Below are 24,860 nucleotides of genomic sequence, written 5' to 3'. Positions count from 1 at the left end.
TATAAATGGGGTAACGGAATCAGCCATCGACGCGGAGGTCGACATGGAACGCTCGGCAGCGGGTAACTCGGAGCAGATGCTCGAGCTCCGTCGCGCCAACAGCGCGCGCTGCGCCGAGGCGATCCGCACGGCCGGCTCGATGACGATCACCGAGGTCGCCGCGGTCACCGGGCTTTCCCGTCCCACCGTGACGGCACGGCTCCAGGATCTCTACGATGCGGGTCTCCTCGTCGAGGCCCCGGCATCGGCGCCCCAGGGCGCGGGGCGGCCCGCCACGCGGTTCTCCTTCGTCGCCGACGCGGGCATCGTCGCCGGACTCGAACTCGCCAAGCACGTCGAGCGCCTCATGATCACCGACCTCCTCGGCCGGGAACTGTGGCACGGAGTGCGACCGGCCTCCGGCGCCGGCGCTCAGGAGCGGTTGGACAGCGCCGCCGCGTGGGTGAAGGCGACCGCCGCCGAGCTCGGCAAGAAGCTGGTGCGCGTCGGCGTCGCCGTGCCCGGGTCGATGGACCCGACCGGCGTCTTCATCGAGGCCGCAGCCTTCCTCGAATGGCGCGGGCAGGCCGTGCCCGCCATCGTCAGCGCGGCGTTCGACGTGCCGGCCGACACCCTGCACGACCTCGCGGCCGCGATGTCGACGGAACGGCGGATGGGCGCGGCGAAGGCCGTCGACACTTTCGTCGTGCCGGTCCTGTGGCACCGCGTGAGTGCCGGCATCGTCATCGGCGGACGCGTCTACGGCGGCACCAACGGGCGATCCGGCAACATCCAGCAGCGATTCGGAGCGGGGGAGAACGATGTCGACGATGCCGAATGGCCCTCCGACCCCGATGTCAGCGCCCTGGTCGCCGCCGCCGAGGGCGGTGACCGCGCGGCATCCGCCTCACTCGACCGGTTCACCGCCCTGGCCGCCGAGCAGATCGCGATGCTCCAGCTCGTGATCGATCCCGAGCTCATCGTGCTGCACGGTCCCCTCGCGGTGCACGACGCCCTCGTCGAACGCGTCATCGCCCACCTCGACTGCGACCTGCCGATCGTCGCCCCGGTCGTCGTCAGCGAATTCGGCCAGTACGGGACGGTCATCGGCGCCGCCCTCACCGCACTCGACGGTGCCGCCGAAGACCTCATCGGCCCCGGCATGGCGCCCCACCTTCTCGATCGCACCCGATTGTCCTACGCGATCGGAGGCCGGACAGCCGCTCTGGTCTGACCGGCCGCACCTCCACGGAGCAACCGCACCGGGGACTCTCACCGCACCAAGGAAGAACAATGTCAATGAAGACTGCGCGCATCATCGCGTTCACGGCAGCGGCCTCGACGCTGGCCATCGCGCTCGCCGGCTGCTCCGGTTCCGGCGAGACGAAGAACGAGGGCACCGGAAAGCCCCTCGTGTACATCGTGCCCAGCAGCTGGGCGAACTACGAAGGCCTCCAGGAGAACATCGACGCCTACACCGAGAAGACCGGTGTCGAGGTCGAGGTGCAGGGCGTGCCCGACGAGCAGTACGACCAGAACATCCGCGCCAAGATCTCCTCGGGCGGCGGCGTCGACATCTTCGCCGGGCTCAACGAGGAGAAGGACCCCGGCTCGTTCATGACCGAGGTCACCGACCCCGCCTTCCAGGACCGGATGCCGACCTCGGTGTTCGACTCGATGAAGGCAGCCGACGGCAAGCTCTACGGCATCCCCTCGGCCGACGGCCTGAGCACGTTCGGCATCTTCTACAACAAGGAGGTCTTCGCGGCGGCCGGGATCGACGCCCAGCCCGAGACCCTCGACGACCTCACCGCCGCCTTCGCCGCGGTGAAGGACTCCGGCGTCACGCCGCTGTTCCTCTCCGGCAAGGACGGATGGACGCTGCTGCAGCACCGCAACGCGGTCAACGCGGACTTCATCGGCGACAACGCCGACCTTCCGCAGGAGCTGGCGAGCAACGACGGGACCTGGTCGGAGCTCGACGGCTTCGAGGAGCAGTACCAGGCACTGGCCGGCTGGGCGAAGGACGGTCTGACCAACCCCGACGTCCTGACGGCGAGCTACGAGCAGGCCACGACCGCGGTCGCCGAGGGCACGGCCGGCGCGATCATCAACGGCAGCTGGGTCATCGGCGAGATCCGCGGCGCGAACCCGGAGGGCGACTTCGGCTTCTTCGCACTGCCGAACCCCTCCGGCACGACGCAGATCGCGCTCAGCCAGCCGAACATCATGCACATCGCGAAGGACAGCGCGCAGAAGGAGGAGGCGCAGAAGCTCCTCGAGTTCCTGATCGAGCCGGCGCAGGTCGAGAACTTCCTCGCCAGCAGCCCTGGCGTGCCGGCCTTCACCGACGTGACGGTCGCCGACCCCGACCCGGTCATGGACGAGATCCAGGTGTGGGTCGACGAGAAGAAGACCGGCGCCGCGTTCGACCAGACCGCCCGCTTCCCGACCCCGCAGGACGACATCATCGCGGCGTACCAGGAGCTGCTGGCCGGCCGTATCGACGTGGCCGAGTTCGGCACGCGCTACGACGCCGCGTGGCAGGCCGCGGGCAAGACCGCCGGTATCGACGGGTTCTGAGCCGAGAGGCTCGAGGGGAGAGGGAGAAGATGAAGAACGCATTGGCGGCGCGGGTGTATCCGAGGACGTTCCTCGTTCCCGCCATCGTGGTGTTCACGATCTTCTTCCTCTTCCCGGCCCTGCTCGGACTGTGGCTCGCGTTCACGGACGCGTCGACGCTGTCGCGGACGCAGGAGTTCATCGGCATCCGCAATTTCGATCTGCTGTTCGTCGACAACCTGCCGGGATTCCTGCAGTCCGTCGGGCTGCAGTTCCTCTACGCGGTGATCGTGACGCTGCTGAAGACGGTCGTCGGGGTCGCGCTCGCGTTCCTCCTGGATCGCGCGTTCCGCGGCAACCACGGTCTCCGCGCACTGGTGTACCTGCCGATGATGCTCTCCACGATCGTCGTCGGATCGACGTTCTACTTCCTCCTCGCGAACGACGGGCCGGTCAACCAGGCCCTCCGCGGACTGGGACTCGGCTTCCTCGCGCAGGACTGGTTCGGCAGCTTCGACCTGGCGTTGTACACGGTCGGCATCGTGGAGACGTGGATGGGCGTGGGCTGGACCATGGTCATCGTCCTCGCCGCACTCCAGGCCGTGCCGAAAGACCTGATCGAAGCCGCCAACCTCGACGGCGTCTCGGCCTGGCAGATGACCCGGTACCTGAAGATCCCGTTCATCTCGCATGCGATCACGCTGACCGCGCTGCTGTCGTTCGTCGCGGGGATGAAGGCCTTCGACATCATCATCGCCACCACCGGCGGCGGTCCCGGCACCGCCACGAGCGTCCTGACGATCTTCAACATGAAGGCGCTCAGCACCTCCAACCTGGGCTACGCGTCGGCGGTGAGCTTCACCCAGTTCATGCTGGTGACGCTGATCGCCCTGGTGCTCAACGCGATCATCAACCGCAGCACGAAGGTGAAGGACCTGTGAAGACTCCGGCCATCCCCCGCGTCCTGACGTACGTCGCCGCCGCCGCGGTGCTGTTCGTCTACCTCGCGCCGCTCCTGCTGATCCTGCTCAACTCGGTGAAGACCTCGTCGGAGGCGGCGACCTTCACCTTCGCGCTCCCCGAGAACTGGATGTTCTCGAACTACGCCACGGTGCTCGGCGACCCCGCCATCGCGCGAGCACTCCTCAACAGCGTCATCGTCGCCGGCGGCGTGACGGTCGGCACCATCGCGGTCTGCTCACTCGCGGCCTACGTGATCGCGCGTCGCACCGACTGGTTCAGCAAGGGCGTGTACGCGTACCTGCTCGTCGGGCTCATCGCCCCGTTCGCGGTGATCCCCGCCATCCGTCTGCTGCAGCTGATCGGACTCTCCAACACGCACCTCGGGCTCATCCTGGTGGACGTCGCCTCACAGATCCCGTTCACGACGCTGCTGCTGGTCGGCTTCATCCGACAGATCCCGCGCGAGATCGACGAGGCTGCCCTCATCGACGGGGCCGGCCCTTTCACCATCTTCTTCCGGATCATCTTCCCGCTGATGCGTCCGGTCACCCTCACCGTGATGGTCCTCGTGGTCACGTTCGCGTGGAACGAATTCCAGAACGTGCTCTTCCTCACCAACTCCGACGTCTGGACCCTGCCGATGACGATCTTCAACTTCCAGAGCCTGCATTCGTTCGACTACGCGCTCGTCTCCGCGAACCTCGTGGTGACCGCGCTGCCGATGGTCGTCGTCTTCCTGCTCGCCCAGCGCTACATCATGTCCGGCATCATGGCCGGCGCGGTGAAGAGCTGATGTCTTCTCCCGCAATCGAAAGGCTCCACATGACCGACCGCTTCGCCCGTTCCGCCTGGTTCCGGGAAGCCCGATTCGGACTGTTCGTCCACTTCGGCGGCTACACGGTCATCCAGGACGAGGCGTGGTGGCGGTCGATGGAGCGGGTGTCCATCGAGGACTATCAGCCCGCGATCGACGGCTTCCGGCCGCAGCACTTCGATCCGCGAAAGTGGGCGGATGACGCGGCAAAAGCGGGCATGAAGTACGCGGTGATGGTCGCGAAGCACCACGAGGGCTTCTGCCTGTTCGACTCGAAGCTCACCGACTACACCTCGATGCACAACGGCTTCGGCCGCGACCTCGTGCGGGAGTTCCTCGAGGCGTTCCGCGAGCGCGGCATCAAGGTCGGCCTGTACTACTCGCTGCTCGACTGGCACCACCCCGACTACCCGGCCTACGAGGACGAGCACCACCCGCACCGCGGCGACCCGGCCTGGGCCGATCACCGCCCCGATTTCCCGAAGTACCTCGACTACATGCACGCACAGGTCGAGGAGCTGGTGTCGGGGTACGGGAAGCTCGACATCCTCTGGTTCGACTTCTCGTACGGCTCGATGATCGGCGAGACCTGGAAGGCCGACGAACTGCTCGCGATGGTGCGGCGCCACCAGCCCGACATCCTGATCAACAACCGGCTGGAGACCAGTGGCGGCGGCTTCGGCTCGCTGGTCGAGGCCGACCCGAGCGACTGGGCCGGCGACTGGGTCTCGCCGGAGCAGCTCATCCCCGCCGAGGGGATCCGCAACGTGAACGGCGACCCGGTGCCGTGGGAGGCGAACTTCACGCACAACAACAACTGGGGCTACTTCCGCGGCGACACGGCCTTCAAGACGACGCGCACGATCGTCCGCAAGCTCGTCGAGGTCATCAGCAAGGGCGGCAACATGCTGCTGAACGTGGGTCCGCAGCCCGATGGCGCCTTTCCAGAGGAGTCGGTGCGGATGCTGCACGAGGTGGGCGACTGGATGGAGCGCAACGGCGAGAGCATCTACGGCGCCGGCATCGCCGGCATCCCCAAGCCCGAGTGGGGCTACTACACTCGCCGCGGCGACACGCTCTACGCGCACGTTTTCGAGGGGCCGATCGGCCCCCTGGCGCTGACCGGGGTCGACAAGGCGGCCGTGCGCTCGGTGCGCCTGCTGACCACCGGGGAGGAGATGCAGCCGGTGACCTTCTGGCTCACCGAGCCGTACCCCGACACCGTGTTCCTGTCGTTCGGAGACAACCCGCAGTTCACGTATCCGCTCCCCGATGAGAACGACACCGTCATCGCGATCGAGCTGGCTCCATCGGATGGCACCGAGGCGTGACGTACCGTCTCTCCATCGCCGAGCGTGAGCAGCGGTCGGCGGAGCCGTTCGCGTGGGCCGGCGGCGTGAACCCGGGCGGGGAGGCGCTCTCCGTGAGCCGGCGCGGCTGGCAGCGAGACGGGTCGGCCTGGTTCCCGCGCAGCGGCGAGTACCACTTCGCCCGCTCGCCCCGGCACCGATGGCACGACGAGCTCGCCAAGATGAAGGCCGCCGGCCTCGACACCGTCGCGACCTACGTGCTGTGGAACCACCACGAGTCCGCGCCAGGGGAGTGGCGCTGGTCGGGGGACCGCGACCTGCGGGCGTTCATCCGGGAGTGCGCCGCCGTCGGGCTGCGCGTGTGGCTGCGTATCGGCCCGTACTGCAATGCCGAGGCGACGCACGGCGGGCTGCCGGAGTTCGCGCTCGCCGGGGCCCGGACCGACGACCCCGGGTACCTGGCGCACGTCGAGCGGTACTGGCGGCGGCTCGCGGAGGAGATCGCGGGACTCGGCTTCGTCGATGGCGGCCCGATCGTCGCGATCCAGGTCGAGAACGAGTACGACCAGGGCGACCCCGCGCACATCGCGACGCTGCGGGAGCTCATCGCCCGCTGCGGGATGGATGCGCCGTTCTTCAACGTCACGGCGAACACGCGCTTCGACCCGCCGACACGGGTGCTCCCGCTGCTCGGCGGCTACGCGTATCGCGGCTGGGAGCGCGGCGGTGGCGAGGGCCCGATCAGCGGGTTCTCGTTCGGCACCGACGAGTGGCAGGCGACGACCGACCTCGGGCGCATCTACTACCCGGCCGAGGACTACCCGCGCGGCTACATCGAGATGGGCACGGGGAGCCCGATGCGCGGCCTCGACCGCTTCCGGGTGCAGGCGGGCGACGTGATCGCGCAGGCGTATGACGGCCTCGGTCGTGGCGCCTCGATGCTCGGCTACTACATGTTCCACGGAGGGACCCAGCAGCCCGGACTGCACGGCGACTGGTCGCTGAGCTACGACTTCCAGGCGCCGGTGGGGGAGTTCGGGGCGCTGCGGCCGAGCTGGGCGCAGTACCGGCGACTGCACAGCTTCATCGCGGGATTCACGGCGGAGCTCGATGCGACCGGGGTCGTGCGCGACGGCGGGGCGATCCCCGAGCCGGAGGACACCACGCGCCTGCGGCACATCGGTCGGTTCGACGAGCGCGGCGGCGGGTTCTGGTTCGTGAACAACCGGCAGCGCAACATCGAGTTGCCCCAGCGTGACGACGTGCAGGTCGAGATCGTCACGGCATCCGGCGTGCTCACCGTGCCCGATCGGCCGCTGACGCTTCCGGCCGGGGCATTCGCCGTGTTCCCGGTGCGGCTGAGGGTGGGCGATGCCGAGGTGCGGTGGGCGACGCTGCAGCCTCTCGCCAGGATGCGGATCGCCGGCGTCGACACGATCGTGCTGTGGAGGCCGACGTGGAGCACCGGCGAGCTCGCCACACTCGGCGAGCTGCGGGTCGAGCACGGCCAGGTGACGATGCGGACGGATGCCGCCGGCGCGACCGTCGCGGTCGGCGAAGGCTCGTGGAGCGCGCGGCTCGGCTCGGGTCGCGTCGTCGTCGTGGGCGAGGAGGATTCGCTGGGGGCGACGCCGCTCGCCCTCGACGGGGGAGAGCGGGTCGTGTTCAGCTGCGGGGGTGACCTCGTCGATGTCGATGGTGTCGCGTGGCTGGTGCCGGCGGGAGCGGAGCTGGCCGTCGACGTGCTGCCCGGGGAGGGCCTCTCGCCGGGCGGACACTGGCGCCGTGGAGGGGAGTCGCGTGTGCCGGGGGCCGCTCGCTGGGTGACGACCGCCCCGGATGCCGAGGTCGTGACCCCTGCGCTCGTTCCGCTCGGCGGCGGGCGGTGGCGGATCGAGGTCGACACCGACGCGCTCACGCGGATCGCCGAGGCCCAGCTGATCGTCGACTACGCGGGAGCCTCGGCGGCGCTGTTCGTGGACGGGACGAAGATCACCGAAGACCTGTTCCACGGCGACCCGTGGACGATCGACCTCGTGCACGCGGTCACGGCTTGGCCGGGGGAGCTGGTGCTGCAGGTCGAGCCGTGGGACGACGGCATCCGCGGTGTCGAGCGTCCGGACGGCGCGATGCCGGCCGTGCGTGCGGTCGATCTGGAGGTGCTGGTGCGCGTCGGGTGGTCGGACGCACGTTGACCAATAGGCGCTGACGATCAGGCGCGGAGGTGTCCCTGGATCTCACGGATCACGGCACCCAGCGTGCCCGAGGCGAGCAGCCCTGGGCCGAGGGGCCCCGCGGTGTCTTCCCCGAGAAGGGGAAGCGCGCGCAGGGCGGCGGTCGCCTCGGGAGACAGGTGCGCCAGTTGCCAGGCCACCTCGGTGCGAGCGGCATCCGGACCATCCTGCCGAGCGAGACCGACCGCTTTCGCGGCGTAGGCGGCAGCCCCGAGCGCGTGCGCTCCCATGTGCGCGACGCCGGCGGCCTGGGCGGCGGCGCGAGCGGCGGCGGTCCCGGCGGGTGTCCGCGCGCTGGCGGCTGCCCGACCGGCCACGAAGCGACCCCGGATCTCGCCCGCCGCGGTGAGCTCGCCGCGCGCGAACGCCCTCGCGCGGGCGATGGCGTCACGGGCGCGGTCGTCGTCTGGCGCCTCCCGTTCGAACAGGGGCAGTACCCGCTCCGCGCAGTCGGCGGACCAGTCGGCGACGGTCCGGCGATCCTGCTCGCTGAGTGCCTGGGGTGAGAGCTTCCCGGTCATTCCGACCTCCGGCTTCGACGGGCGCTGCGTGCCTGCGCGGCGTCGTGCGCTTCCCGGAGCAGTGCGAGCACGGCATCCGCTGTCCTCTCCGCCGGATCGATCACGCAGACCCACCCGGCGCTGCCGTAGAGCGGATGCCGCTGGAAGACGTCCGCCTGCGTGGCTGAGGATGCCGTCGTGATGAGTTCGTCCGCGCGGGCCTGTCCGACGTGGATGTTCACCCGGAACCGTCCAGGGGTGTCGAGCTCGGACGAGGCGTCGTCGGGGTAGTCCTTCGTGACGATGGTGCCGTAGGGCTGGGTGCGTTCCGGCATCCGTCCGTCGGGGGCGTGATAGAAGTACGCGTCGCCCCACGAGATCTCGGGAAACGCGCTGCCGGATTCGGGGGTGACGGCCAGTGCTCCGTCGAACCCGCGGACTGTCTCGATGATCTGCTGCATCTCCATCATTCAATGGTGAGGTTGAAGTGCTTATGTGGACTTGCCTCCGGAATGGCGCGAAAATCGAGGCGTGAACCCTCAAGTGCGATCCCTGACGACGGCACAGCTCGGTGGTCTCGTCGGGTACTCCACGCAGCAGGTGCGCGATCTCGAGCGGCTGCGGATCATCCCGCCCGCCGAACGTGGCGCGAACGGCTACCGCCGGTACGCGGAGCCGCATGCGGTGGCGCTCCATGCGTATCGATCCCTCGCTGCCGCCATCGGGCCCGTGCCCGCGCGTCGGCTCATGCCGCGCCTCCTCGACGGCACCGTCGACGCCGCCGCCGAGCAGCTCGATGAGCTCCACGCCTCGCTCGCGCAGGAACGGCGGCGGGTCACGGAGGCGCTTCGCGGTCTCGAGGTCGCCGTCGAGGAATCAGCCGACGTCTTCCGCGACGAGGATGCGATGACGATCGGCGAACTCGCGCAGGCGCTCGGTGTGCGCGCGTCGGCGCTGCGGCACTGGGAGCGCGAGGGGCTCATCCACCCCCTCCGCACCGAGGCACCCGTCGCCCGCTCCTATGGCGCGCGGGCCGTGACGGAGGCACGCATCGTGGCGGCTCTGCGCTCGGGCGGGTACGGGATCCCGTCGATCTCCGGCATCCTCGATCAACTGCGCAGTCAGGCGCTGACCGCCGACGCGCAACGGATGCTCACCGATCGGCTCGCCGCGCTCACGGAGCGCAGCGTCGCCCTCCTCGCCGCGGCCGGAGACCTGCACCGGCTGCTCGCCGCGGGGTCGCCGGAGTTCCGTAGGCTGGACGCATGACCAAGAACAGCATCTGGACCGTCCTCGGTGTCATCCTCGCCGTCGTGATCGCCTGGTGGCTGGTGAGCGCGCTGTTCTCGGTGCTCTGGTTCATCGCGAAGCTCGCGATCGTCCTGGTCGTCGCGGTCGGCGTGTTCTTCGTGCTGCGGAGCATGTTCCGCCGCGACGCCGACTGACCCCACGCCCCGGCCTCTCCACTGCGACCGGAGCGGGTTCAGACCGTGACGCTTGACCCGATGCGGTACTTCGCAGCGCGGTGCGTGTCCTGCACGCGGTCGCCCTTGCCCTGCAGCTTGTGGCGCAGCGTGCCCGGCGTGTACTCCTCGGGGTAGGCGCCGCGCGCGCGGAGCACCGGGATGACGTGATCGATGACGTCCTGCCAGGTGCCCGGCGTGACGGCGTACGCGAGGTTGAACCCGTCGATGTCGGTCTCGTCGACCCACGACTGCAGCTCGTCGGCGATCTCCTCGCCGGAGCCGATGATGGTCGGGCCGAGGCCGCCGATCGCGTTGTGGCGTCCGAAGTCGCCCACGGTCCATTCGCGGCCGAGATCCGCCTCCTCCTTGAGGTGCTGCAGCACCGACTGGATCGCGTTGGACTCGACGTTGCCGACCGGCTCGTCCTCGGCGTACTGCGAGAGGTCGACGCCCATCCAACCCGACATGAACGTCAGGGCGCCCTCCGGGCTCGCGTACGACAGGTACTCGGCGTGCTTCGCCGTCGCCTCCTCGCTGGTCGCCGCGGTGATGACCGTGAGCAGCGTGTAGATGCGCGCGTCGTAGCGCCCGCGGCCTGCCGCTTCGAGGCCGTCGCGGATGCGCTTCACGGTTCCCGCGAGCACCTCCTTCGAGGGAGCTGCGACGAAGATCGCCTCCGCGTTCTCCGACGCGAAGCGCACACCGCGGGGACTCGCGCCGGCCTGGTAGATCACCGGGGTGCGCTGGGGCGACGGCTCGGAGATGTGGATGCCGGGAACGCTGAAGTGCTTGCCCTGGTGCCCGATCGGGTGCACCTTGGTGTGGTCCGTGAAGATCCCGCTCTCGCGGTCTTCGATGACGGCGTCGTCCTCCCACGACCCCTCCCACAGCTTGTAGAGCACCTCGACGTACTCGTCGGCGTGGTCGTAGCGGTCGTCGTGCGCGAGCTGGTCCTCCTGGCCCATGTTGCGCGCCGCGCTGGGCAGGTAGCCGGTCACGACGTTCCAGCCGATGCGGCCCTGGGTGAGGTGGTCGAGCGTGCTCAGTCGTCGGGCGAACGGGTACGGGTGCTCGAACGCGGTGCCCGCGGTGATGCCGAAGCCGAGGTGCTCGGTGACCGCAGCCATCGCGCTGACGAGGAGAATCGGGTCGTTCACCGGCACCTGGGCGCCGTTGCGGATCGCCGCCTCGTTCGTGCCGCCGTACACGTCGTAGGTGCCGAGCACGTCGGCGATGAAGATGCCGTCGAACGTCGCGCTCTCGAGCAGCTTCGCGAGATCCGTCCAGTACTTGATGGTGTTGTACTGGCGCGAGCGGTCGTCCGGATGCCGCCACAGGCCGGACGACTGGTGGGCGACGCAGTTCATGTCGAAGGCGTTGAAGCGGATCTGTCGGGTCATGAAACCCATGAAACGGGATCGGGGCGAGTGTGACCAGAGCGCGCGACACGGACCGACATATTGCGCGTGGCGCCTGAACCTCGCAGAACGACACGAACTTCGCAGGCATTCCGGTCGAAGTCTGCGAAGTTCGCGTCGTTCTGCGAGGTTCGCGCTGCCGAGAACGCGTGGTGCCTCAGGCCTCCGAGTGCCGCGGACTCGGGTCGGGCGGGATGATCTCGACCGGGCGTGAAGCCCTGACCTGCGCGCGCCACCAGACGATGAACCCCGTGGCGGTGAACGCGCCGTAGAACACGTACATGAGTCCGGTCGCGTAATAGCCCGAGCTGAACAGCAGCGGCACCCCGACGACGTCGACCGCGACCCAGATCAGCCAGAACTCCGTCCATCCCTTGGCCATGCCGTAGGTGGCGAGGAGTGATCCGACGAAGGTCCAGGCGTCGGCCCACACCGGCTCCCACGAGCCGAGCGCCCGGAAGAGCGGCGTGATGGCCACGGTGCCGATGACCAGCGCGAGCACGAGTCCGATGCGCCCGCTCGTCGGCGCCCACCGCGGTGTGATGCGACCGCCATCGGCGTTCCGCCAGCGCACCCACCCGTAGATCGCGACCGCGATGAACATCACCTGGCGGCCGGCCTGCCCGAGCAGGTGCGGCAGCTGGTGATCCGGGCTGAGGATCGACCCGAGGAACACGGTGAGCAGCAGGACGTTGCCGATGATCCCCACCGGCCACGCCCAGATCTTCCGCCGCATGCCGCCGATCGCGCTCGCGAGCCCGAAGGCGTTGCCCACGACCTCGCGGATGAGGAGCGTCTGCCCGCCGGGCAGCAGCCACTGCGAGTTGAAGGCTTCGGCCAGCCAGCGGAGCAGGTCCATCGTCGTCAGGATGCCGGGTCGGGCGTCGCCCGGTCGTCGAGCACCAGCTGGAGCATGCTCAGATCGAGCCAGCGTCCGAACTTGGCTCCGACCTGCGGCATCCGTCCGACGTGGGCGAAGCCGAGCCGTTCGTGGAGCACGATCGATGCCGCGTTGCCGCTCTCGATCCCGCCGATCATGACGTGGATGCCGGACGCGCGTGCGCGCACGATGAGCTCGGCCATGAGCGTCTTGCCGATCCCGCGTCCGCGCTGGTCGCCGCGTACGTACACCGAGTGCTCGACCGTGTGGCGATAGCCGCTGTGCGGGCGCCACTGGGCGTAGGACGCGTAGCCCACGACACCCGTGTCGTCGGCGGCGACGATGACCGGGTATCCCTTGGCGGTGCGGTCGGCGAGCCAGGCGGCACGGTCGTCGATGTCGACGGCATCCTCGTTCCAGATCGCGGTGGTGTGCACCACGGCGTGGTTGTGGATCTCGGTGATCGTCTCGAGGTCGGCCGTCTCGGCGTCTCTGATCTGCACGGTGCTCATCGCGGAGGTCTCTCTTCTGCAGCGCTTCGGGGCGCAAGCCGACGCTAGCAGGATGCCGGGGCGCAAGCCGACTGCACGATCGAGACCTTTCGTCAGTTCTGCACAACGCCCGTCTCTCCCGGGCCGGTGGCTCCGCGAGGGCGGGGCAGGAGGGGCATTCTGGCGGGATGCACCCGATGAGAATATTGCCTCCCCGACCGTTACATGTAACACTCGCTGGTATGACGGTGAGGACGCGCGTGGCCGAGTATCGGCGCCGGATGCGGGAACGGGGGCTGCGACCGATACAGGTCTGGGTTCCCGATATCCGCACCCCGGCGTTCGCCGTGGAGGCCGCCCGGCAGAGTGCACTCGTCGCGCACGGGCGGCATGCCGGCGAAGAGCAGCAGTACATCGAGTCGATATCGGCTCCGTGGGATGACGAGTGATCCGTGGCGAGCTGTGGACGGTGGCGGGCGGCGTGTATGCGGCGAAACCCCGGCCCGCGCTGATCCTTCAGGACGACGCCTTCGTGGCGACGGATTCCGTGTCGGTGATTCCGCTCACCTCGAAGCTCGTCGACGCTCCGCTCCTGCGCATACGAATCCCTGTGGCGGAACTGAACGGGTTGGACCGGGACAGCGACGTCATGGTCGACAAGATCACCACCGTCCGTCGTCAGAACGTGATGGACCGCGTCGGCCGGCTGACGGCCTCTCAGCTCGCCGAGATCGAACGGTCGGTGCTCGTGTTCCTGGGGCTGGCCCGCTGACCGATCCCGCTATCGCTGGATCTTCGTGCTCAACGCATCGCGCACGACGATCGCGCGACGCATGTCGGCCATGATCGGGTCGAAGAAGCGCTCGCGGTAGCGGGCCTCGCTCACGGCGGAGAACACGAAGGGCAGCGTGGCGATCACCGCGAGCAGGGTCGCCGCCTTGAGCAGGTTGACCGTGACCAGCAGTGGCTCGCCGCCGATGACCAGCTGCTCGACGGCGAGCGGCAGCGTGTCGCTCCCGGGGCCGAGCCAGATCTCGATCACTCCGACCGGGATCGCGATGCTCCCGATCACGATCAGCAGTCCGGCGAGGAGTGCCGCGAAGAAGAGCGCCTGCACCAGCTGGGCGATGGTCATCGCGAGCAGGATGTTGATCCGCTGCGGAGCCCGAAGCGGCGTGGGGGCAGCGGGAGCCACCACGCGGTGCTCGGCCGGAGTGTCGACGAGCAGCGCCCGTCGCTGCACCTCGGTGGGGGCCTGGGCGTCATCGTCGATCTCGGACGCGCTGACCCGGAGCACGACGATTCCGGCGAGGATCGCGACCACGAGCCCGACGAGCGCGATCGACCCCCAGTGCAGAGCGGATGCCATCTGCCACACCTCGGCGGAGAAGAACGCGAAGACGACGAGCATCAGGATCACGGGCAGTGCGATGGATGCCATGTGCCCGATGGCCGAGGCGTTGCGCACAGCCAATCGCGACGCCCAGGAGATCAGCGCGCCGCCACCCATCCCGGTCACCAGAACGCACAGCGCGAGCACGAGCAATCCTTGGAAGACCGGTCCGACCGTGGCGTCGGCTCGGGCCTCGTACCCGTTGACGATGAGGCCGGCGATGCACGCGGCGATCAGGAGGATCGAGAAGATCGTCCCGATGCCGACGGAGAGGCGGCGCAGGAGGGCGCGCACGAGCAGATACGCGCCCCAGGCGACGGCCGCGGTGACGGCGAAGACGCCGAGGACCACGAGGACGATGACCGTGTCGTTCTCGCGGAAGAAACCGGCGAGGGCGTCGACGATCGCGTCGACCCCGCCCTGCAGCTGTACCGCGGCGACGGCCACCCACGCCACGAGCGGCGCCACGCGTCGCGGCAGATCGGTGAACCAGCGCCGGAGCGGCACGAAGGTCGGAAGACCCTGCTCACGGAACCAGCGATCGGCGTCGCGCTTCGCGCTGCGGCTCTTCGGGGTGGCGGACATGCCGACGAGACTACTCGCGGGTCAGACGTGCACGTCGGCGGGGGATTCCTCGCCCTCGTGGAAGCTCGGGCTCTTGCCCAGCATCCGTCCGATGCCGAGCACGATGCCGACGATCACCAGGCCGATAGCGAGGCCCGCGATCGCGGAGATGATCGTGTCGACGATCCAGACGATGACGGCGCCGGCGCTCGAGCGCGTGCTCCACGGCGTGCAGGACGTCGACCGGGAAGTGCCAGCCCACCTCGCCGAGGTTGACCAGCACGAGGTGGCCGCCGACCCAGAGCATGGCGACGGTGCCCAGGATGCTGATGAAGCGGAACACCGCGGGCATCGACCGCACGATCCGGGTGCCGGTGTGGCGTACGCGCTGCACCGGGTTCTTCGCCATCTTGAGCCCGATGTCGTCGATCTTCACCAGCAGCGCCACAGCTCCGTAGACCGCGACGGTCATCAGCAGGGCGATCACCGCGAGGATCGCCAGGGTGGTCCAGATGTCGAGCCCCTTCTCGAGGCTCGCGAGCGAGATGAGCATGATCTCGGTGGAGAGGATCAGGTCGGTGCGCACGGCACCCAGGACCAGCTTCTTCTCGTCGCGCGCGCCTTCGTCGGCGTGGCCATGCTGCACGCCGAACCACTCGAGCACCTTCTCGGCGCCCTCGAAGCAGAGGTAGGTGCCGCCGAGGATCAGCAGGTACGGCAGCACCCACGGCGCGAACGCGGTGAGCAGCAGCGCCGCCGGGATGATGAGGAGGAACTTGTTCGCGAGTGAGCCGAGCGCGATCTTGCCGACGACCGGCAGTTCGCGCGCGGGCGTGATGCCCTGCACGTACTGCGGGGTGACCGCGGCGTCGTCGATCACGACGCCGGCCGCCTTCGCCGAGGCCTTCATCGCGGCACTCAGGATGTCGTCGACGACGGCGAGAAGTCCAACGGACATGTGTTCCCCCAGGGTGTGTGGTTCAGGGGGCAACTCTATCGAGTCGCGCGAAACTCACAGCCCGCTCCCAGTCCCGCGGGACCAAAACGGCACCGGCATCCGTTCTCCTCTAGTGACGGCGCAGCCAGCGACGTCGGACAAGGAGTCAGATCATGTCGAACGACTACGGCAAGACCCCCGAGGCGATCAGCGCCCTCACGCACCTGCAGTACGAGGTGACGCAGCAGGATGCGACGGAGCCGCCGTTCCGCAACGCGTACTGGAACACCCACGACGACGGCATCTACGTCGACGTCGTCTCCGGCGAGCCGCTGTTCTCGTCGACCGACAAGTTCGACAGCGGAACCGGGTGGCCGAGCTTCACCAAGCCCATCGATGCGGATGCCGTGACCACGCGCACCGACCGGAAGCTGTTCATGAAGCGCACCGAGGCGCGCTCGGCCGCAGCTGACAGCCACCTGGGCCACGTCTTCGACGATGGACCGCGCGACGCGGGAGGATTGCGCTACTGCATGAACTCGGCCGCGCTGCGATTCATCCCCGCTGACAGGCTCGAGGAAGAGGGGTACGGTCGCTACAGCCGCCTCTTCTCCACCGACACCCCCACCATCTCTGAGGAGCAGTCATGACCGACACCGGAACCATCACCCGCACCCCTGGCACCGAGACCGCCGTCCTCGCCGGTGGCTGTTTCTGGGGCATGGAAGACCTGATCCGCCGCCAGCCCGGTGTGCTCGCCACCCGTGTCGGCTACACGGGCGGTTCGAACGAGCACGCGACCTATCGCAACCACCCCGGTCACGCCGAGGCGGTCGAGATCGTCTTCGACCCGACGAAGACCACGTACCGCGACATCCTCGCGTTCTTCTTCCAGATCCACGACCCGTCGACGAAGGACCGTCAGGGCAACGACCGCGGCTCGAGCTACCGCTCCACGATCTTCCCGCTCAGCCCCGAGCAGGAGACCGTCGCGCGCGACACGATCGCCGACGTCGACGCCTCCGGCCTGTGGCCCGGCAAGGCCGTCACCACGATCGAGCCGGAGGGCCCGTTCTGGCAGGCCGAGGAAGAGCACCAGGACTACCTGATCAAGTACCCGAACGGCTACACCTGCCACTTCCCGCGTGCGGGATGGGTGCTGCCAAAGCGGGAAAGCGCCTCGGTCTGAGGCTGGGGCCCTGATCCTTCGGGGTCCCTGAGCCTGTCGAAGGGCCCCAGCCCGGGTGCTTCGACAGGCTCAGCCCTCCGCGAGGAACGCCAGCCCCGCCTCCTTGAAGTCCCTCGACCCCGGCGCGTTGAAGTGGTTCCGGTTCGGGATCTCGAAGAAGCGCCCGTCGTGCGCGGCGGATGCCAGTGCGCGCGAGCCCTCGATGATCGCGTCCTTCGAGCCGGTCGCGAAGAGGATCGGCCGCGTCGGGGCGTCCGCCGGATCGGGGTCGATCGTGCCCGATGCCCGCATGCCCTCCGCGAGGGCGACGAGCGCCTGCAGGTCGTTGCCCGGTACGCGCTCGGTGAGGGCGATGTAGTTCTGCGTGGTCTGGTCGGCGACCGGGGTGCCGTCTGCGATGTACGCGCGCACCTGGTCGAGATTCAGCCGGGCGAGCGGGATGCCGTCGGGCACACCGCCGAGCACGGCGCGCTCGATCCGCTGCGGCAGATCGCGCACGACCTCCCACCCCACGCGTGCCCCGAGCGAGTATCCGAGGTAGAACGCGTCGTCGACGAGGTACGCGTCCATGACGGACTCGACATCCGTCGCCAGGGTGCGGATGCCGTAGTCCACCGGCTGGTGCGGCTTCGCACTGTGGCCGTGGCCGCGCTGGTCGAGCGCGAGCACCCGGTATCCCGCGCGGGTGAGCTCGCGCACCCAGCCGGTGAGTACCCAGTTGTCGCGCGCGTTCGACGCGAAGCCGTGCACGGCGACGACGACCGGCGCATCGAGATCGCCCCAGGTGTAGGTCGCGAGGCGAGTGCCGTCGGCCGCGTACACCTGCTGCGGTTCGGGCATGCTGGTCAGGTCGGAGAGAGGGACTGCCACGGCATCCATTCTGGCCCCCACCCGAGCGGGTCGGCGTCGTCAGTCGAACTCGGCGGCGCCGGGGGTCACGGAGACCAGTTCAGCTCCGGCGATCTCGGGACGCGACGGCAGCGCGGCGCGCAGTGCGGCGAGGATGCTCCCGGCAGACGGTCCGCTGAACACGAAGACGGGACCGCGGGCCGCGGCGTAGGTCTCGTCGTGCCAGCCGATCTCGCCGGACCCGAGGGCATGCTGGAGCGCTTCCGTCAGCCCGACCGCATCCACCGACGGGTCGTCACCGAAGCCGGTGCGCAGCAGCACGTACTCCGTCGATCCGACCGGGTGCCTCGTCCCATCGACCGAAATCCAGGAGCCTCTGCCGATTCCGTTGTTCTCGAGCACGACGAGGAGAGCGTCGACGACCTGGTCGATGTCTGCCGCCGTGATCTCGAGCACGATGTCGGCCGAGACGGGTTCGCCGCCGGGAGAGAGCGCCGTGCCGCCGCCGCTGATCTGCGCCGACGCGCCTACCTGGGGGAGGAGGGTGCCGACGATCCCGTCTTCCTGGGCGTGCCTCGTCTGCGGAGACATCGGCTGCGCGAAATGGATGGTCACTGTGTGCGTCGAGGTCTTGGGCTTGCGGGAGAAGAGGGCCATAGCGAGACGATAGTGCGCACAGGGGCGCGCGCACATCCGTACCCCGTCTTCGGGCAGCCCGGAGAATGTACGACTTCGTACAAGAGTGTACAATTTCGGCATGTCCACGATCAGCGCCAGTGCCGCTCGCCAGACCTTTCCCGCGCAACTGGACCGTGTCGAGGCGGGGGAGGAGGTCTCGATCACGAGACATGGGCGCGTGGTGGCGGTCCTGGTCCGGCCCGACCTCCTCGCTGCTCGGCGAGCGAGTGCCGCGTGGAGTGAGGCTGACCGCATCGGCGCATTGCTCGCGGAGGCCGGTGCCGAGCCGTTGATGCCTCTCACTCTGACCCGACGACGTGTGAACGAGCTGGTCGACTCCGCCGCCGCGGACCGAGCCGCGCGGTGATCGTCGCATTCGACGCCGATGTCCTGATCTACGCGGCTGCGAAGGAGCATCCGCTCGGGAGCCGCGTAGCCGCGCTGCTGAGTGGTCTCGCTTCGGAGCCCACGTCGGATGCCATCGGCTCCGTGCTCCTCCTCACCGAGGTGCTTGCCAAGCCGATGCGAGAAACCGCTGACTCGCCAGAGGTCGCGGTGCTGATGAGCGTCCTGAGCCGCCTCGATCTCCGCCCGCTTGACGCGGCGACAGCGCGACTGTCCTTGGCGCTGTCTGTCGCCTACGGGCTGCGAGCAGCGGATGCCGCACATCTCGCGACCGCTGTCGCTGCAGGAGCCGACCGCTTCCTCACGAACAACCGCAGGGACTTCCCGAAGACGATCGCCGAGATCGACATCGTCTATCCGGACGAGCTCCCCGGCTGAGGATCCGCGAGCCAGGGATCAGCGGATGCTGCGCGGCAGGGTCATGCCCTGCCGCGCAGCCACCGGCTCAGACTCCCGCAGGCACCGTGCGGCGCAGCGCCTCGCCGAGCGAAGCATCCACGTTCGTCCAGTACTGGAAGAACCGCTCGCGGATCTCGTCGATCGTGATCGACTGGCCCTGACCCGTGAGGGTCTCGAGGAACCGGGCGCGCTGCTCGTCGTCGAAGACCGTGCGGTACAGCGTGCCGGCCTGACCGAAGTCGTCGTCGTCGAGGTGCAGGGTCGCGGCGGTGCGCATCAGCTCGCCGTCCGACTCCCAGCTCGCCTCGACGCCGGCCACCGGGTCGGCCTCGGGGCCACCGGCTGCGCCGAAGGAGTTCGGCGTGTAGACGCGGTGCTCGGCCGGGTTGGCCTTGTACTGCATCTGGCCCTCGTGCATGTAGTTGCGCACCTCGGCCGCGTGCGGCTGGTTGACCGGCAGCTGGTTGTAGTTCGCGCCGATACGGTAGCGCTGCGCGTCGGAGTACGCGAAGACGCGAGCCATGAGCATCTTGTCGGGCGAGATGCCCGTGCCGGGAACCTGGTTGCCCGGCGAGAACGCGGCCTGCTCGATCTCGGCGAAGAAGTTCTGCGGGTTGCGGTTCAGCGTGAAGGTTCCGACCTTGATGCGCGGGTAGTCCTTCTTCGACCACGTCTTGGTGAGGTCGAACGGGTTGAAGCGGTACTCCTTCGCCTCCTCGTACGGCATGACCTGCACGTAGACGTCCCACGAGGGGAACTCGCCGGTGTTGATCGCGTCGAACAGGTCGCGGCGGTAGAAGTCGGCATCCGATCCTGCGAGCTCCTGCGCCTCGGCGGCGCCCATCGCCTCGACGCCCTGGTTCGACATGAAGTGGTACTGCACCCAGAAGCGCTCGCCTGCGGCGTTCACCCACTGGTACGTGTGCGAGCCGTAGCCGTTCATGTGCCGCCAGCTGCGGGGGAGGCCACGGTCGCCCATGAGGTAGGTGACCTGGTGGGCGGTCTCCGGGGAGAGGGTCCAGAAGTCCCACTGCATGTCGGCGTTGCGCAGACCCGAGTCGCCGAGGCGCTTCTGCGAGTGGATGAAGTCGGGGAACTTCATCGCGTCGCGGAGGAAGAACGTCGGGGTGTTGTTGCCGACGATGTCGAGGTTGCCCTCCTCGGTGTAGAACCGCAGCGCGAAGCCGCGCACATCGCGCCACGTGTCGGGGGAGCCCTGCTCGCCGGCGACCGACGAGAAGCGCAGCAGCGTCTCGCTCGTCGCTCCGGGCTGGAAGGCCGCTGCCCGCGTGTACGCCGAGACGTCTTCGGTCACGACGAACTCGCCGAATGCGCCGCCGCCCTTGGCGTGCGGGTTGCGCTCCGGCACGCGCTCGCGGTTGAAGGAGGCGAGCTTCTCGACGAGGTAGCGGTCGTGCAGGACGGTGGGGCCGTCGGCGCCGACGGTCAGCGAGTGAGCGTCACTCGGTGCCGGGGTGCCGGTCTGGGTGGTGGTGGCAGGTTTCGTCATTGTTCTTCTCTCCTTCTTGCACGCAGGTGCGACGATCACCCCTTGCCCGGGTGGGCAGGCGGGCGCGTCGGACTACTGCGCGACGTTCTGGCAGCTGGGGCAGAGGCCCCAGAAGGTGACTTCGGCTGTCTGGACGGTGAATCCCCCGGCGGAGGACGGGGTCAGGCACGGTGCGTCGCCGACGACGCAGTCCACATCGCCGACCGCACCACAGGAGGTGCAGACGACGTGGTGGTGGTTGTCGCCGATGCGTCGCTCATAGAGGGCCGCGGAGCCTGCCGGTTCGATCCGGCGGATGAGACCCGCCGTCGTCAGGTCCGCGAGGATGTTGTGCACCGACTGGATCGACGTGGTCGGCAGCACGTCTGACACGGCGCGGTAGAGCCGCTCCGCATCCGAATGGGCCAGGGAGTTCAGCGCCGCGAGCACCGCGAGGCGGCCCGTGGTCGCCCTCAACCCGGCGTCATGCAACACCGTGTCGAGTGTGATCTCCATGTCTCCGACCCTACACCCTGTTTTGAATGATTCAAAAGAAGGATGCTGGCATATCGGTCGGGAGGCGACGGGATGTCCAACAACTATGTCCTATTCGTTGACGAATACCCGGACTCATCGTAGGCTGACCCGCAATTCATGGGAGGACTTGAGGGCAACCTCGGTGCCATCGCCTCCCATTCGGGTGTGATCCCCTTTTCTCGACGAAGAGAGAGCAGTGAAGCAATGCGCAGACTGACGAAGATCGTCCTCGCCGTCGTCCTGACAGGATCCCTGGTCGGCACCGGCGTGCAGACCGCCGCCGCAGCGCCCACGGGGTCCGCCTCACCTGTCCGCACGGCACTGGCCGCGCAGAAGCCCGGGAACTGGGACCAGCTGAAGTACTCCTGGGGGACACCGGGCAGCGGCAACGACTACTCCGGTGCCATCGTCGGCAACGGCCGCATCGGCGCGCGGGTCGCGGGCGGCGTCGCCGCGGACACGCTGCAACTCAACGATGCCGCGTTCTGGTCGGGCGAGCCGACCGACGACAGCAACACGAATCGGCGCACCGCTCTGACCCAGACGCGGAACCTCCTGGCGCAGGCCGACACGGCCACGACGGTCGCACAGCGGGAGACGCTCCTCAAGCAGGCCGAGACTGCCGCTCAGGGCATGTGGGGCCGCGCATCCAACGGGTCGCGCTTCCTTCCTGTCGGCAAGCTCCTGCTCGACGTCGCCGGGACGGCGGGCTTCACCGGCTACTCCCGCGTCCTCGATCTCGATCGCGCCACCGTGACCACCAGCTACACCGTCGGTACGACGAAGTACACGCGCGAGGTCTTCGCGAATCATCCCGACAACGTCATCGTGATGCGGATCTCGAACGACAAGAGCCAGCCGATGAGCGTGACCGCCAAGCTGGCCGCCCCCGCCGAGATGACCGGGCATTCCGCGGTCAGCTCGACCGGGAGCGAGATCACCATGACGGGGACCGCGCCGTACAAGCCCGGCACGGCATCGGTGTGGGCCGCCGGGCGAGGCATCACGTTCGACGCGCGTCTGCGGGTGAAGACGGTCGGCGGAACCGTGACGCCGACGGGCGGCAACCTCGCGATCGCCGGCGCGACGGAAATCGTCCTGATCTACTCCAGCGCCACGAGCTACAAGGATCCGTTCACTCTGCCGAACCCCGCGCAGACCGGAATCAACCCGAGCCCGGTCGTGCAGGCGACGATGAACGCAGCCGCCTCGAAGACGTACGCGCAGCTGATCGATCGCCATATGACCGATCATCGGAGCCTGTTCCGCCGCCTCTGGCTGGAGGTCAACGGGAACACGGGTGTCGGAGCGGACAACGCGAAGATCTATCAGTACTCGCGCTACGAGATGATCGCCTCATCGCGTGCCGGCGCGTCGGACAGGTTCCACAATCAACAGGGCCTGTGGAACCCGGAGTGGACGCCGCCGAACGAATCGTCGCACTTCCTCAACGAGAACGTCGAGAAGTACTACGCGCTGATCGAGACGGGCAACCTGTCCGAGGCGGGTGATCCGCTGTGGAAGTTCATGAAGAACCTCGCCACGAACGGGCGGCTCACGGCCGATAAGGACTGGGGCTTCGACGGCTGGACGGCACCGCACTTCACCGACATCTGGGCACCCACCGCGCTGGCGAACGAGAACAACGAATGGGCGGTCTGGCCCATGGGCGGGGTCTGGCTGTCATCGGTCATCTACGACCACTACCTCTTCACGCAGGATGAGCAGTTCCTCGCGAACGACGCGTATCCCCTCCTCAAAGGCGCCGCCGAGTTCGCCCTCGACCTGCTCGTGACCGACAAGAACGGCAAACTTGTCACCTCGCCGTCGACATCGCCCGAGCACAGGTACCGGCTGTCCGACGGCACCACGCTCGCGGTCGGTCGCGGTGCGACGGGAGACATGGTCCTGATCCGTCAGCTGTTCCATGACGTGCTCGAGGCGGCCGACATCCTGGGGGCGGACAGCGCCGCCGATCAGGATCTCGTGAACCGCATCACCGCCGCCAACGCCGCACTCCTGCCGTTCGCGATCGGTGCGCAGGGAGAGATCAAGGAGTTCGGCAACGACTACGCGCCGGCCGATCCGTCGCACCGTCACGCCTCGCACCTGCTGGGTGCGAGCCTGCGCGACGTGATCTCACGGCAGACCGATCCGCAGATCTACGCGGCGCACAAGAAGTCACTCGAACTGCGCGGCTCCGGCGGGTATCACCCGGACAAGTCCTTCATGTGGGCGCGACTCGGTGAAGGCGACAAGGCCATGGCCGCGCAGTCGCTGTCCGTCACCTCCCAGTGGGGCCCCCTCGGCGCCTCGGTCCCGGAACTGCTGGTGCAGAGCCAGAACGGCGAGATCGAGCTGCTGCCCGCGCTACCCACCGGGTGGAACGCGGGCAAGATCGAGGGCGTCCGGGTGCGCGGAGGGCACGAATTGAGCATGACGTGGTCGGGTCGATCCGTGACCTCCGCGACGCTGTCGGCGGGGAAGTCGGGCAGCGTCACCATGCGCGGCGCCCTCTTCGCCTCGAACGTCAGGGTGGTGGATGCATCCGGCGCGACCGTTCCGTCCACCTCGCACGGCGACGGCAGCATCACGTTCTCGGCGGTGGCCGGAACGGACTACTCGTTCCAGATCACCGGCTCGGTGTCGATCACGGCGCCCGCGTCGTTCGTGGGCGGGACTCCCGCCGACGTCACGGTGTCGGTGAGCTCCTCCGCAGGGGTGATCCCGGCGGGCGAGGTGCAGCTGAGCGCGCCGCAGGGATGGGTCGTGCTGCCGTCGTCGCGTCCCGTGGGCGCGACGAGCGCCGGCACCCCGACGACCGCGACGTTCCGGGTGCGCGCACCACTCGGATTCGCGGGGCAGGGCGTGCTGCAGGCGGCGAAGACCGGCGGAGGAGGGACGATCTCCGCGCAACGCACCGTCACGGTGACCGACCCCTCGATCGTGCCGTGCACGAGCATGAGCGTCACCGCGTTCAGCAGTCAGGAGACCGCGTCGGAGAATCGCCCCGCGTCGAATGTCGTCGACTGTGCCGCGGACCCCGGGTGGACCTCCGCCTGGAGCGCCAACTCGACCCCTCCGCCGCACTGGGTCGTCGTCGACCTGGGGGCGTCGCGCAACCTGGTGTCGGCGGGGTGCACGGCGCGTTCGGGCCCGAACGGGCGCATCAAGGACGTGCGGATCGAGACGAGCCTGAACGGCACGACCTGGACCCAGTCGGTCGAGGGCACGTTCGCGAACTCGACCGATCCGCAATGGCTCACGCTCAACGGTTCCGCGGCGCGCTATGTGCGCATGACCGGTCTGTCGTCCCACGCGGGTCCGTGGATCTCGTGCGGTGAGTTCGGCGCGAAGGTGCAGGTGGTGGCGCAGCCCGTCGCCGTGGAACTGGTCGTCCAGCACAGCGACAAATGCCTGAGCGTCGCCGGGAGCAGCACGGCCGATGGCGCACTGCTGACGCAGGCGACCTGCACCCACGGCGCGAATCAGAAGTTCCGGCTCACCGACGCCGGCAACGGAGTGTTCTCGCTCGTCGGTCAGCAGAGCAACCGCTGTCTCGACGTCTCGGGCGCCAGCACGGCGAACGGGGCGAGCGTCGTGCAGTGGGGCTGCTCGACGGCCACGAACCAGCGGTTCGCGCTCGTCGACGACGGAGACGGGTACCGACTGGTCGCCCAGCACAGTCAGAAGTGCCTCGATGTGAACGGCGGGGGATCAGCGGACGGCGCTGCCATCGTGCAGTACGCCTGCACGTCGAGCGCCAATCAGCGCTGGGACCTGGTCGCCGGATGAGGTGGGGG

General features: G+C 68.5%; 25 protein-coding genes and 1 pseudogene. 15 read left to right on the top strand and 11 right to left on the bottom strand.

Translation table 11 applies throughout. The features are described 5' to 3' along the window. Positions 1-43: 43 nt before the first annotated feature. The 6 genes from V5D55_RS05500 to V5D55_RS05475 are packed head-to-tail and all read left to right on the top strand — an operon-like array spanning position 44 to position 7,823. Entirely contained in the window at positions 44-1,213 is a 1,170-nt protein-coding gene (locus tag V5D55_RS05500; protein ID WP_435748371.1) for an ROK family protein, read from the top strand. A 59-nt stretch (positions 1,214-1,272) separates the two neighbouring features. Then, positions 1,273-2,562 carry an ABC transporter substrate-binding protein gene (locus V5D55_RS05495; protein ID WP_435748370.1) on the top strand — a complete coding sequence of 430 codons (1,290 nt, stop codon included), beginning with the start codon at positions 1,273-1,275 and terminating at the stop codon, positions 2,560-2,562. A 29-nt stretch (positions 2,563-2,591) separates the two neighbouring features. After that, entirely contained in the window at positions 2,592-3,482 is an 891-nt protein-coding gene (locus V5D55_RS05490) for a carbohydrate ABC transporter permease (RefSeq protein WP_435748369.1), read from the top strand. Next, positions 3,479-4,297: a carbohydrate ABC transporter permease gene (locus tag V5D55_RS05485; RefSeq protein ID WP_435748367.1), complete on the top strand. Its 819-nt coding sequence runs from the start codon at positions 3,479-3,481 to the stop codon at positions 4,295-4,297. The genes V5D55_RS05490 and V5D55_RS05485 overlap by 4 nt, the downstream gene beginning before the upstream one ends. Positions 4,298-4,326: 29 nt before the next feature. Then, positions 4,327-5,649, top strand: coding sequence for an alpha-L-fucosidase (locus V5D55_RS05480; RefSeq protein WP_435748366.1), 1,323 nt, complete (start codon positions 4,327-4,329; stop codon positions 5,647-5,649). Then, entirely contained in the window at positions 5,646-7,823 is a 2,178-nt protein-coding gene (locus V5D55_RS05475; RefSeq protein ID WP_435748365.1) for a beta-galactosidase, read from the top strand. Before V5D55_RS05480 ends, V5D55_RS05475 begins: the two co-directional genes overlap by 4 nt. Before the next feature lie 17 nt (positions 7,824-7,840). Here V5D55_RS05475 and V5D55_RS05470 read toward each other — a convergent pair whose 3' ends face one another. Further along, complete coding sequence (locus tag V5D55_RS05470; RefSeq protein WP_435748364.1) at positions 7,841-8,383, bottom strand: putative immunity protein; 543 nt, start codon at positions 8,381-8,383, stop codon at positions 7,841-7,843. Next, complete coding sequence (locus V5D55_RS05465; protein WP_435748363.1) at positions 8,380-8,829, bottom strand: DUF6194 family protein; 450 nt, start codon at positions 8,827-8,829, stop codon at positions 8,380-8,382. Before V5D55_RS05465 ends, V5D55_RS05470 begins: the two co-directional genes overlap by 4 nt. Before the next feature lie 64 nt (positions 8,830-8,893). Here V5D55_RS05465 and V5D55_RS05460 point away from each other — a divergent pair, with 64 nt between their 5' ends. Both V5D55_RS05460 and V5D55_RS05455 read left to right on the top strand, forming a co-directional pair. Further along, positions 8,894-9,631 (top strand): MerR family transcriptional regulator, encoded by a 738-nt coding sequence (locus V5D55_RS05460; protein ID WP_435748362.1) that lies wholly within the window; start codon positions 8,894-8,896, stop codon positions 9,629-9,631. Continuing rightward, positions 9,628-9,807, top strand: coding sequence for a hypothetical protein (locus V5D55_RS05455; protein WP_435748361.1), 180 nt, complete (start codon positions 9,628-9,630; stop codon positions 9,805-9,807). Before V5D55_RS05460 ends, V5D55_RS05455 begins: the two co-directional genes overlap by 4 nt. A gap of 38 nt (positions 9,808-9,845) precedes the next feature. Here V5D55_RS05455 and V5D55_RS05450 read toward each other — a convergent pair whose 3' ends face one another. The 3 genes from V5D55_RS05450 to V5D55_RS05440 form a co-directional block, all read right to left on the bottom strand. Then, complete coding sequence (locus tag V5D55_RS05450; protein WP_435748360.1) at positions 9,846-11,228, bottom strand: LLM class flavin-dependent oxidoreductase; 1,383 nt, start codon at positions 11,226-11,228, stop codon at positions 9,846-9,848. A 175-nt stretch (positions 11,229-11,403) separates the two neighbouring features. Then, complete coding sequence (gene pnuC, locus V5D55_RS05445; protein WP_435748359.1) at positions 11,404-12,105, bottom strand: nicotinamide riboside transporter PnuC; 702 nt, start codon at positions 12,103-12,105, stop codon at positions 11,404-11,406. Positions 12,106-12,110: 5 nt separating this feature from the next. Further along, positions 12,111-12,638: an N-acetyltransferase family protein gene (locus V5D55_RS05440; RefSeq protein ID WP_435748358.1), complete on the bottom strand. Its 528-nt coding sequence runs from the start codon at positions 12,636-12,638 to the stop codon at positions 12,111-12,113. A 221-nt stretch (positions 12,639-12,859) separates the two neighbouring features. Here V5D55_RS05440 and V5D55_RS05435 point away from each other — a divergent pair, with 221 nt between their 5' ends. Next, positions 12,860-13,066, top strand: a complete 207-nt coding sequence (locus tag V5D55_RS05435) for an antitoxin MazE-like protein (RefSeq protein ID WP_435748357.1) — start codon at positions 12,860-12,862, stop codon at positions 13,064-13,066. Then, the gene (locus V5D55_RS05430) at positions 13,063-13,389 is read left to right on the top strand and encodes a type II toxin-antitoxin system PemK/MazF family toxin (protein WP_435748355.1); all 327 of its coding nucleotides are present in this window, start codon (positions 13,063-13,065) and stop codon (positions 13,387-13,389) included. The genes V5D55_RS05435 and V5D55_RS05430 overlap by 4 nt, the downstream gene beginning before the upstream one ends. A 9-nt stretch (positions 13,390-13,398) precedes the next feature. Here V5D55_RS05430 and V5D55_RS05425 read toward each other — a convergent pair whose 3' ends face one another. Continuing rightward, positions 13,399-14,595 (bottom strand): hypothetical protein, encoded by a 1,197-nt coding sequence (locus V5D55_RS05425; RefSeq protein WP_435748354.1) that lies wholly within the window; start codon positions 14,593-14,595, stop codon positions 13,399-13,401. A gap of 21 nt (positions 14,596-14,616) precedes the next feature. Further along, positions 14,617-15,532: pseudogene (locus V5D55_RS05420) on the bottom strand (DUF808 family protein). A gap of 152 nt (positions 15,533-15,684) precedes the next feature. On the opposite strand from V5D55_RS05420, the gene msrB reads away from it, so the two are divergent. After that, a complete protein-coding gene (gene msrB / locus V5D55_RS05415; protein ID WP_435748353.1) occupies positions 15,685-16,161 on the top strand; it encodes a peptide-methionine (R)-S-oxide reductase MsrB in 477 nt (158 codons plus the stop codon). Beyond that, complete coding sequence (gene msrA, locus V5D55_RS05410) at positions 16,158-16,700, top strand: peptide-methionine (S)-S-oxide reductase MsrA (RefSeq protein WP_435748352.1); 543 nt, start codon at positions 16,158-16,160, stop codon at positions 16,698-16,700. The genes msrB and msrA overlap by 4 nt, the downstream gene beginning before the upstream one ends. 69 nt (positions 16,701-16,769) lie before the next feature. On the opposite strand, the gene V5D55_RS05405 is transcribed toward msrA, so the two are convergent. Together V5D55_RS05405 and V5D55_RS05400 are read right to left on the bottom strand one after the other, a co-directional pair. After that, a complete protein-coding gene (locus V5D55_RS05405) occupies positions 16,770-17,579 on the bottom strand; it encodes an alpha/beta fold hydrolase (RefSeq protein ID WP_435748351.1) in 810 nt (269 codons plus the stop codon). Positions 17,580-17,609: 30 nt separating this feature from the next. After that, positions 17,610-18,206, bottom strand: coding sequence for a hypothetical protein (locus tag V5D55_RS05400; protein WP_435748350.1), 597 nt, complete (start codon positions 18,204-18,206; stop codon positions 17,610-17,612). Positions 18,207-18,306: 100 nt separating this feature from the next. Between V5D55_RS05400 and V5D55_RS05395 the strand changes: the two genes are divergently transcribed. Both V5D55_RS05395 and V5D55_RS05390 read left to right on the top strand, forming a co-directional pair. Continuing rightward, positions 18,307-18,594, top strand: a complete 288-nt coding sequence (locus V5D55_RS05395; RefSeq protein WP_435748349.1) for a type II toxin-antitoxin system Phd/YefM family antitoxin — start codon at positions 18,307-18,309, stop codon at positions 18,592-18,594. Further along, positions 18,591-19,010, top strand: coding sequence for a type II toxin-antitoxin system VapC family toxin (locus V5D55_RS05390; protein WP_435748348.1), 420 nt, complete (start codon positions 18,591-18,593; stop codon positions 19,008-19,010). The genes V5D55_RS05395 and V5D55_RS05390 overlap by 4 nt, the downstream gene beginning before the upstream one ends. Positions 19,011-19,077: 67 nt before the next feature. Here V5D55_RS05390 and V5D55_RS05385 read toward each other — a convergent pair whose 3' ends face one another. Then, a complete protein-coding gene (locus V5D55_RS05385) occupies positions 19,078-20,541 on the bottom strand; it encodes a catalase (RefSeq protein WP_435748347.1) in 1,464 nt (487 codons plus the stop codon). Between the two features lie 72 nt (positions 20,542-20,613). After that, positions 20,614-21,036, bottom strand: coding sequence for a Fur family transcriptional regulator (locus V5D55_RS05380; protein ID WP_435748346.1), 423 nt, complete (start codon positions 21,034-21,036; stop codon positions 20,614-20,616). A 225-nt stretch (positions 21,037-21,261) separates the two neighbouring features. Here V5D55_RS05380 and V5D55_RS05375 point away from each other — a divergent pair, with 225 nt between their 5' ends. Beyond that, the gene (locus V5D55_RS05375; protein WP_435748345.1) at positions 21,262-24,852 is read left to right on the top strand and encodes a glycosyl hydrolase family 95 catalytic domain-containing protein; all 3,591 of its coding nucleotides are present in this window, start codon (positions 21,262-21,264) and stop codon (positions 24,850-24,852) included. The last annotated feature ends 8 nt before the right edge of the window (positions 24,853-24,860 follow it).

Source organism: Microbacterium sp. PMB16 (assembly GCF_051294855.1).
In the GTDB taxonomy this organism is placed as follows: Bacteria; Actinomycetota; Actinomycetes; order Actinomycetales; family Microbacteriaceae; genus Microbacterium.
This window is presented reverse-complemented; position numbering and strand designations above follow the sequence as displayed.

What these genes read in the sequence shown, in the direction of transcription:
- V5D55_RS05500 (WP_435748371.1), top strand. Translation starts at nt 44, where the DNA reads ATGGAACGCTCGGCAGCGGGTAACTCGGAGCAGATGCTCGAGCTCCGT.
- V5D55_RS05495 (WP_435748370.1), top strand. Translation starts at nt 1,273, where the DNA reads ATGTCAATGAAGACTGCGCGCATCATCGCGTTCACGGCAGCGGCCTCG.
- V5D55_RS05490 (WP_435748369.1), top strand. Translation starts at nt 2,592, where the DNA reads ATGAAGAACGCATTGGCGGCGCGGGTGTATCCGAGGACGTTCCTCGTT.
- V5D55_RS05480 (WP_435748366.1), top strand. Translation starts at nt 4,327, where the DNA reads ATGACCGACCGCTTCGCCCGTTCCGCCTGGTTCCGGGAAGCCCGATTC.
- V5D55_RS05470 (WP_435748364.1), bottom strand. Translation starts at nt 8,383, where the DNA reads ATGACCGGGAAGCTCTCACCCCAGGCACTCAGCGAGCAGGATCGCCGG.
- V5D55_RS05465 (WP_435748363.1), bottom strand. Translation starts at nt 8,829, where the DNA reads ATGGAGATGCAGCAGATCATCGAGACAGTCCGCGGGTTCGACGGAGCA.
- V5D55_RS05455 (WP_435748361.1), top strand. Translation starts at nt 9,628, where the DNA reads ATGACCAAGAACAGCATCTGGACCGTCCTCGGTGTCATCCTCGCCGTC.
- V5D55_RS05450 (WP_435748360.1), bottom strand. Translation starts at nt 11,228, where the DNA reads ATGACCCGACAGATCCGCTTCAACGCCTTCGACATGAACTGCGTCGCC.
- pnuC (WP_435748359.1), bottom strand. Translation starts at nt 12,105, where the DNA reads ATGGACCTGCTCCGCTGGCTGGCCGAAGCCTTCAACTCGCAGTGGCTG.
- V5D55_RS05440 (WP_435748358.1), bottom strand. Translation starts at nt 12,638, where the DNA reads ATGAGCACCGTGCAGATCAGAGACGCCGAGACGGCCGACCTCGAGACG.
- V5D55_RS05435 (WP_435748357.1), top strand. Translation starts at nt 12,860, where the DNA reads ATGACGGTGAGGACGCGCGTGGCCGAGTATCGGCGCCGGATGCGGGAA.
- V5D55_RS05425 (WP_435748354.1), bottom strand. Translation starts at nt 14,595, where the DNA reads ATGTCCGCCACCCCGAAGAGCCGCAGCGCGAAGCGCGACGCCGATCGC.
- msrB (WP_435748353.1), top strand. Translation starts at nt 15,685, where the DNA reads ATGTCGAACGACTACGGCAAGACCCCCGAGGCGATCAGCGCCCTCACG.
- msrA (WP_435748352.1), top strand. Translation starts at nt 16,158, where the DNA reads ATGACCGACACCGGAACCATCACCCGCACCCCTGGCACCGAGACCGCC.
- V5D55_RS05405 (WP_435748351.1), bottom strand. Translation starts at nt 17,579, where the DNA reads ATGGATGCCGTGGCAGTCCCTCTCTCCGACCTGACCAGCATGCCCGAA.
- V5D55_RS05400 (WP_435748350.1), bottom strand. Translation starts at nt 18,206, where the DNA reads ATGGCCCTCTTCTCCCGCAAGCCCAAGACCTCGACGCACACAGTGACC.
- V5D55_RS05395 (WP_435748349.1), top strand. Translation starts at nt 18,307, where the DNA reads ATGTCCACGATCAGCGCCAGTGCCGCTCGCCAGACCTTTCCCGCGCAA.
- V5D55_RS05385 (WP_435748347.1), bottom strand. Translation starts at nt 20,541, where the DNA reads ATGACGAAACCTGCCACCACCACCCAGACCGGCACCCCGGCACCGAGT.
- V5D55_RS05380 (WP_435748346.1), bottom strand. Translation starts at nt 21,036, where the DNA reads ATGGAGATCACACTCGACACGGTGTTGCATGACGCCGGGTTGAGGGCG.
- V5D55_RS05375 (WP_435748345.1), top strand. Translation starts at nt 21,262, where the DNA reads ATGCGCAGACTGACGAAGATCGTCCTCGCCGTCGTCCTGACAGGATCC.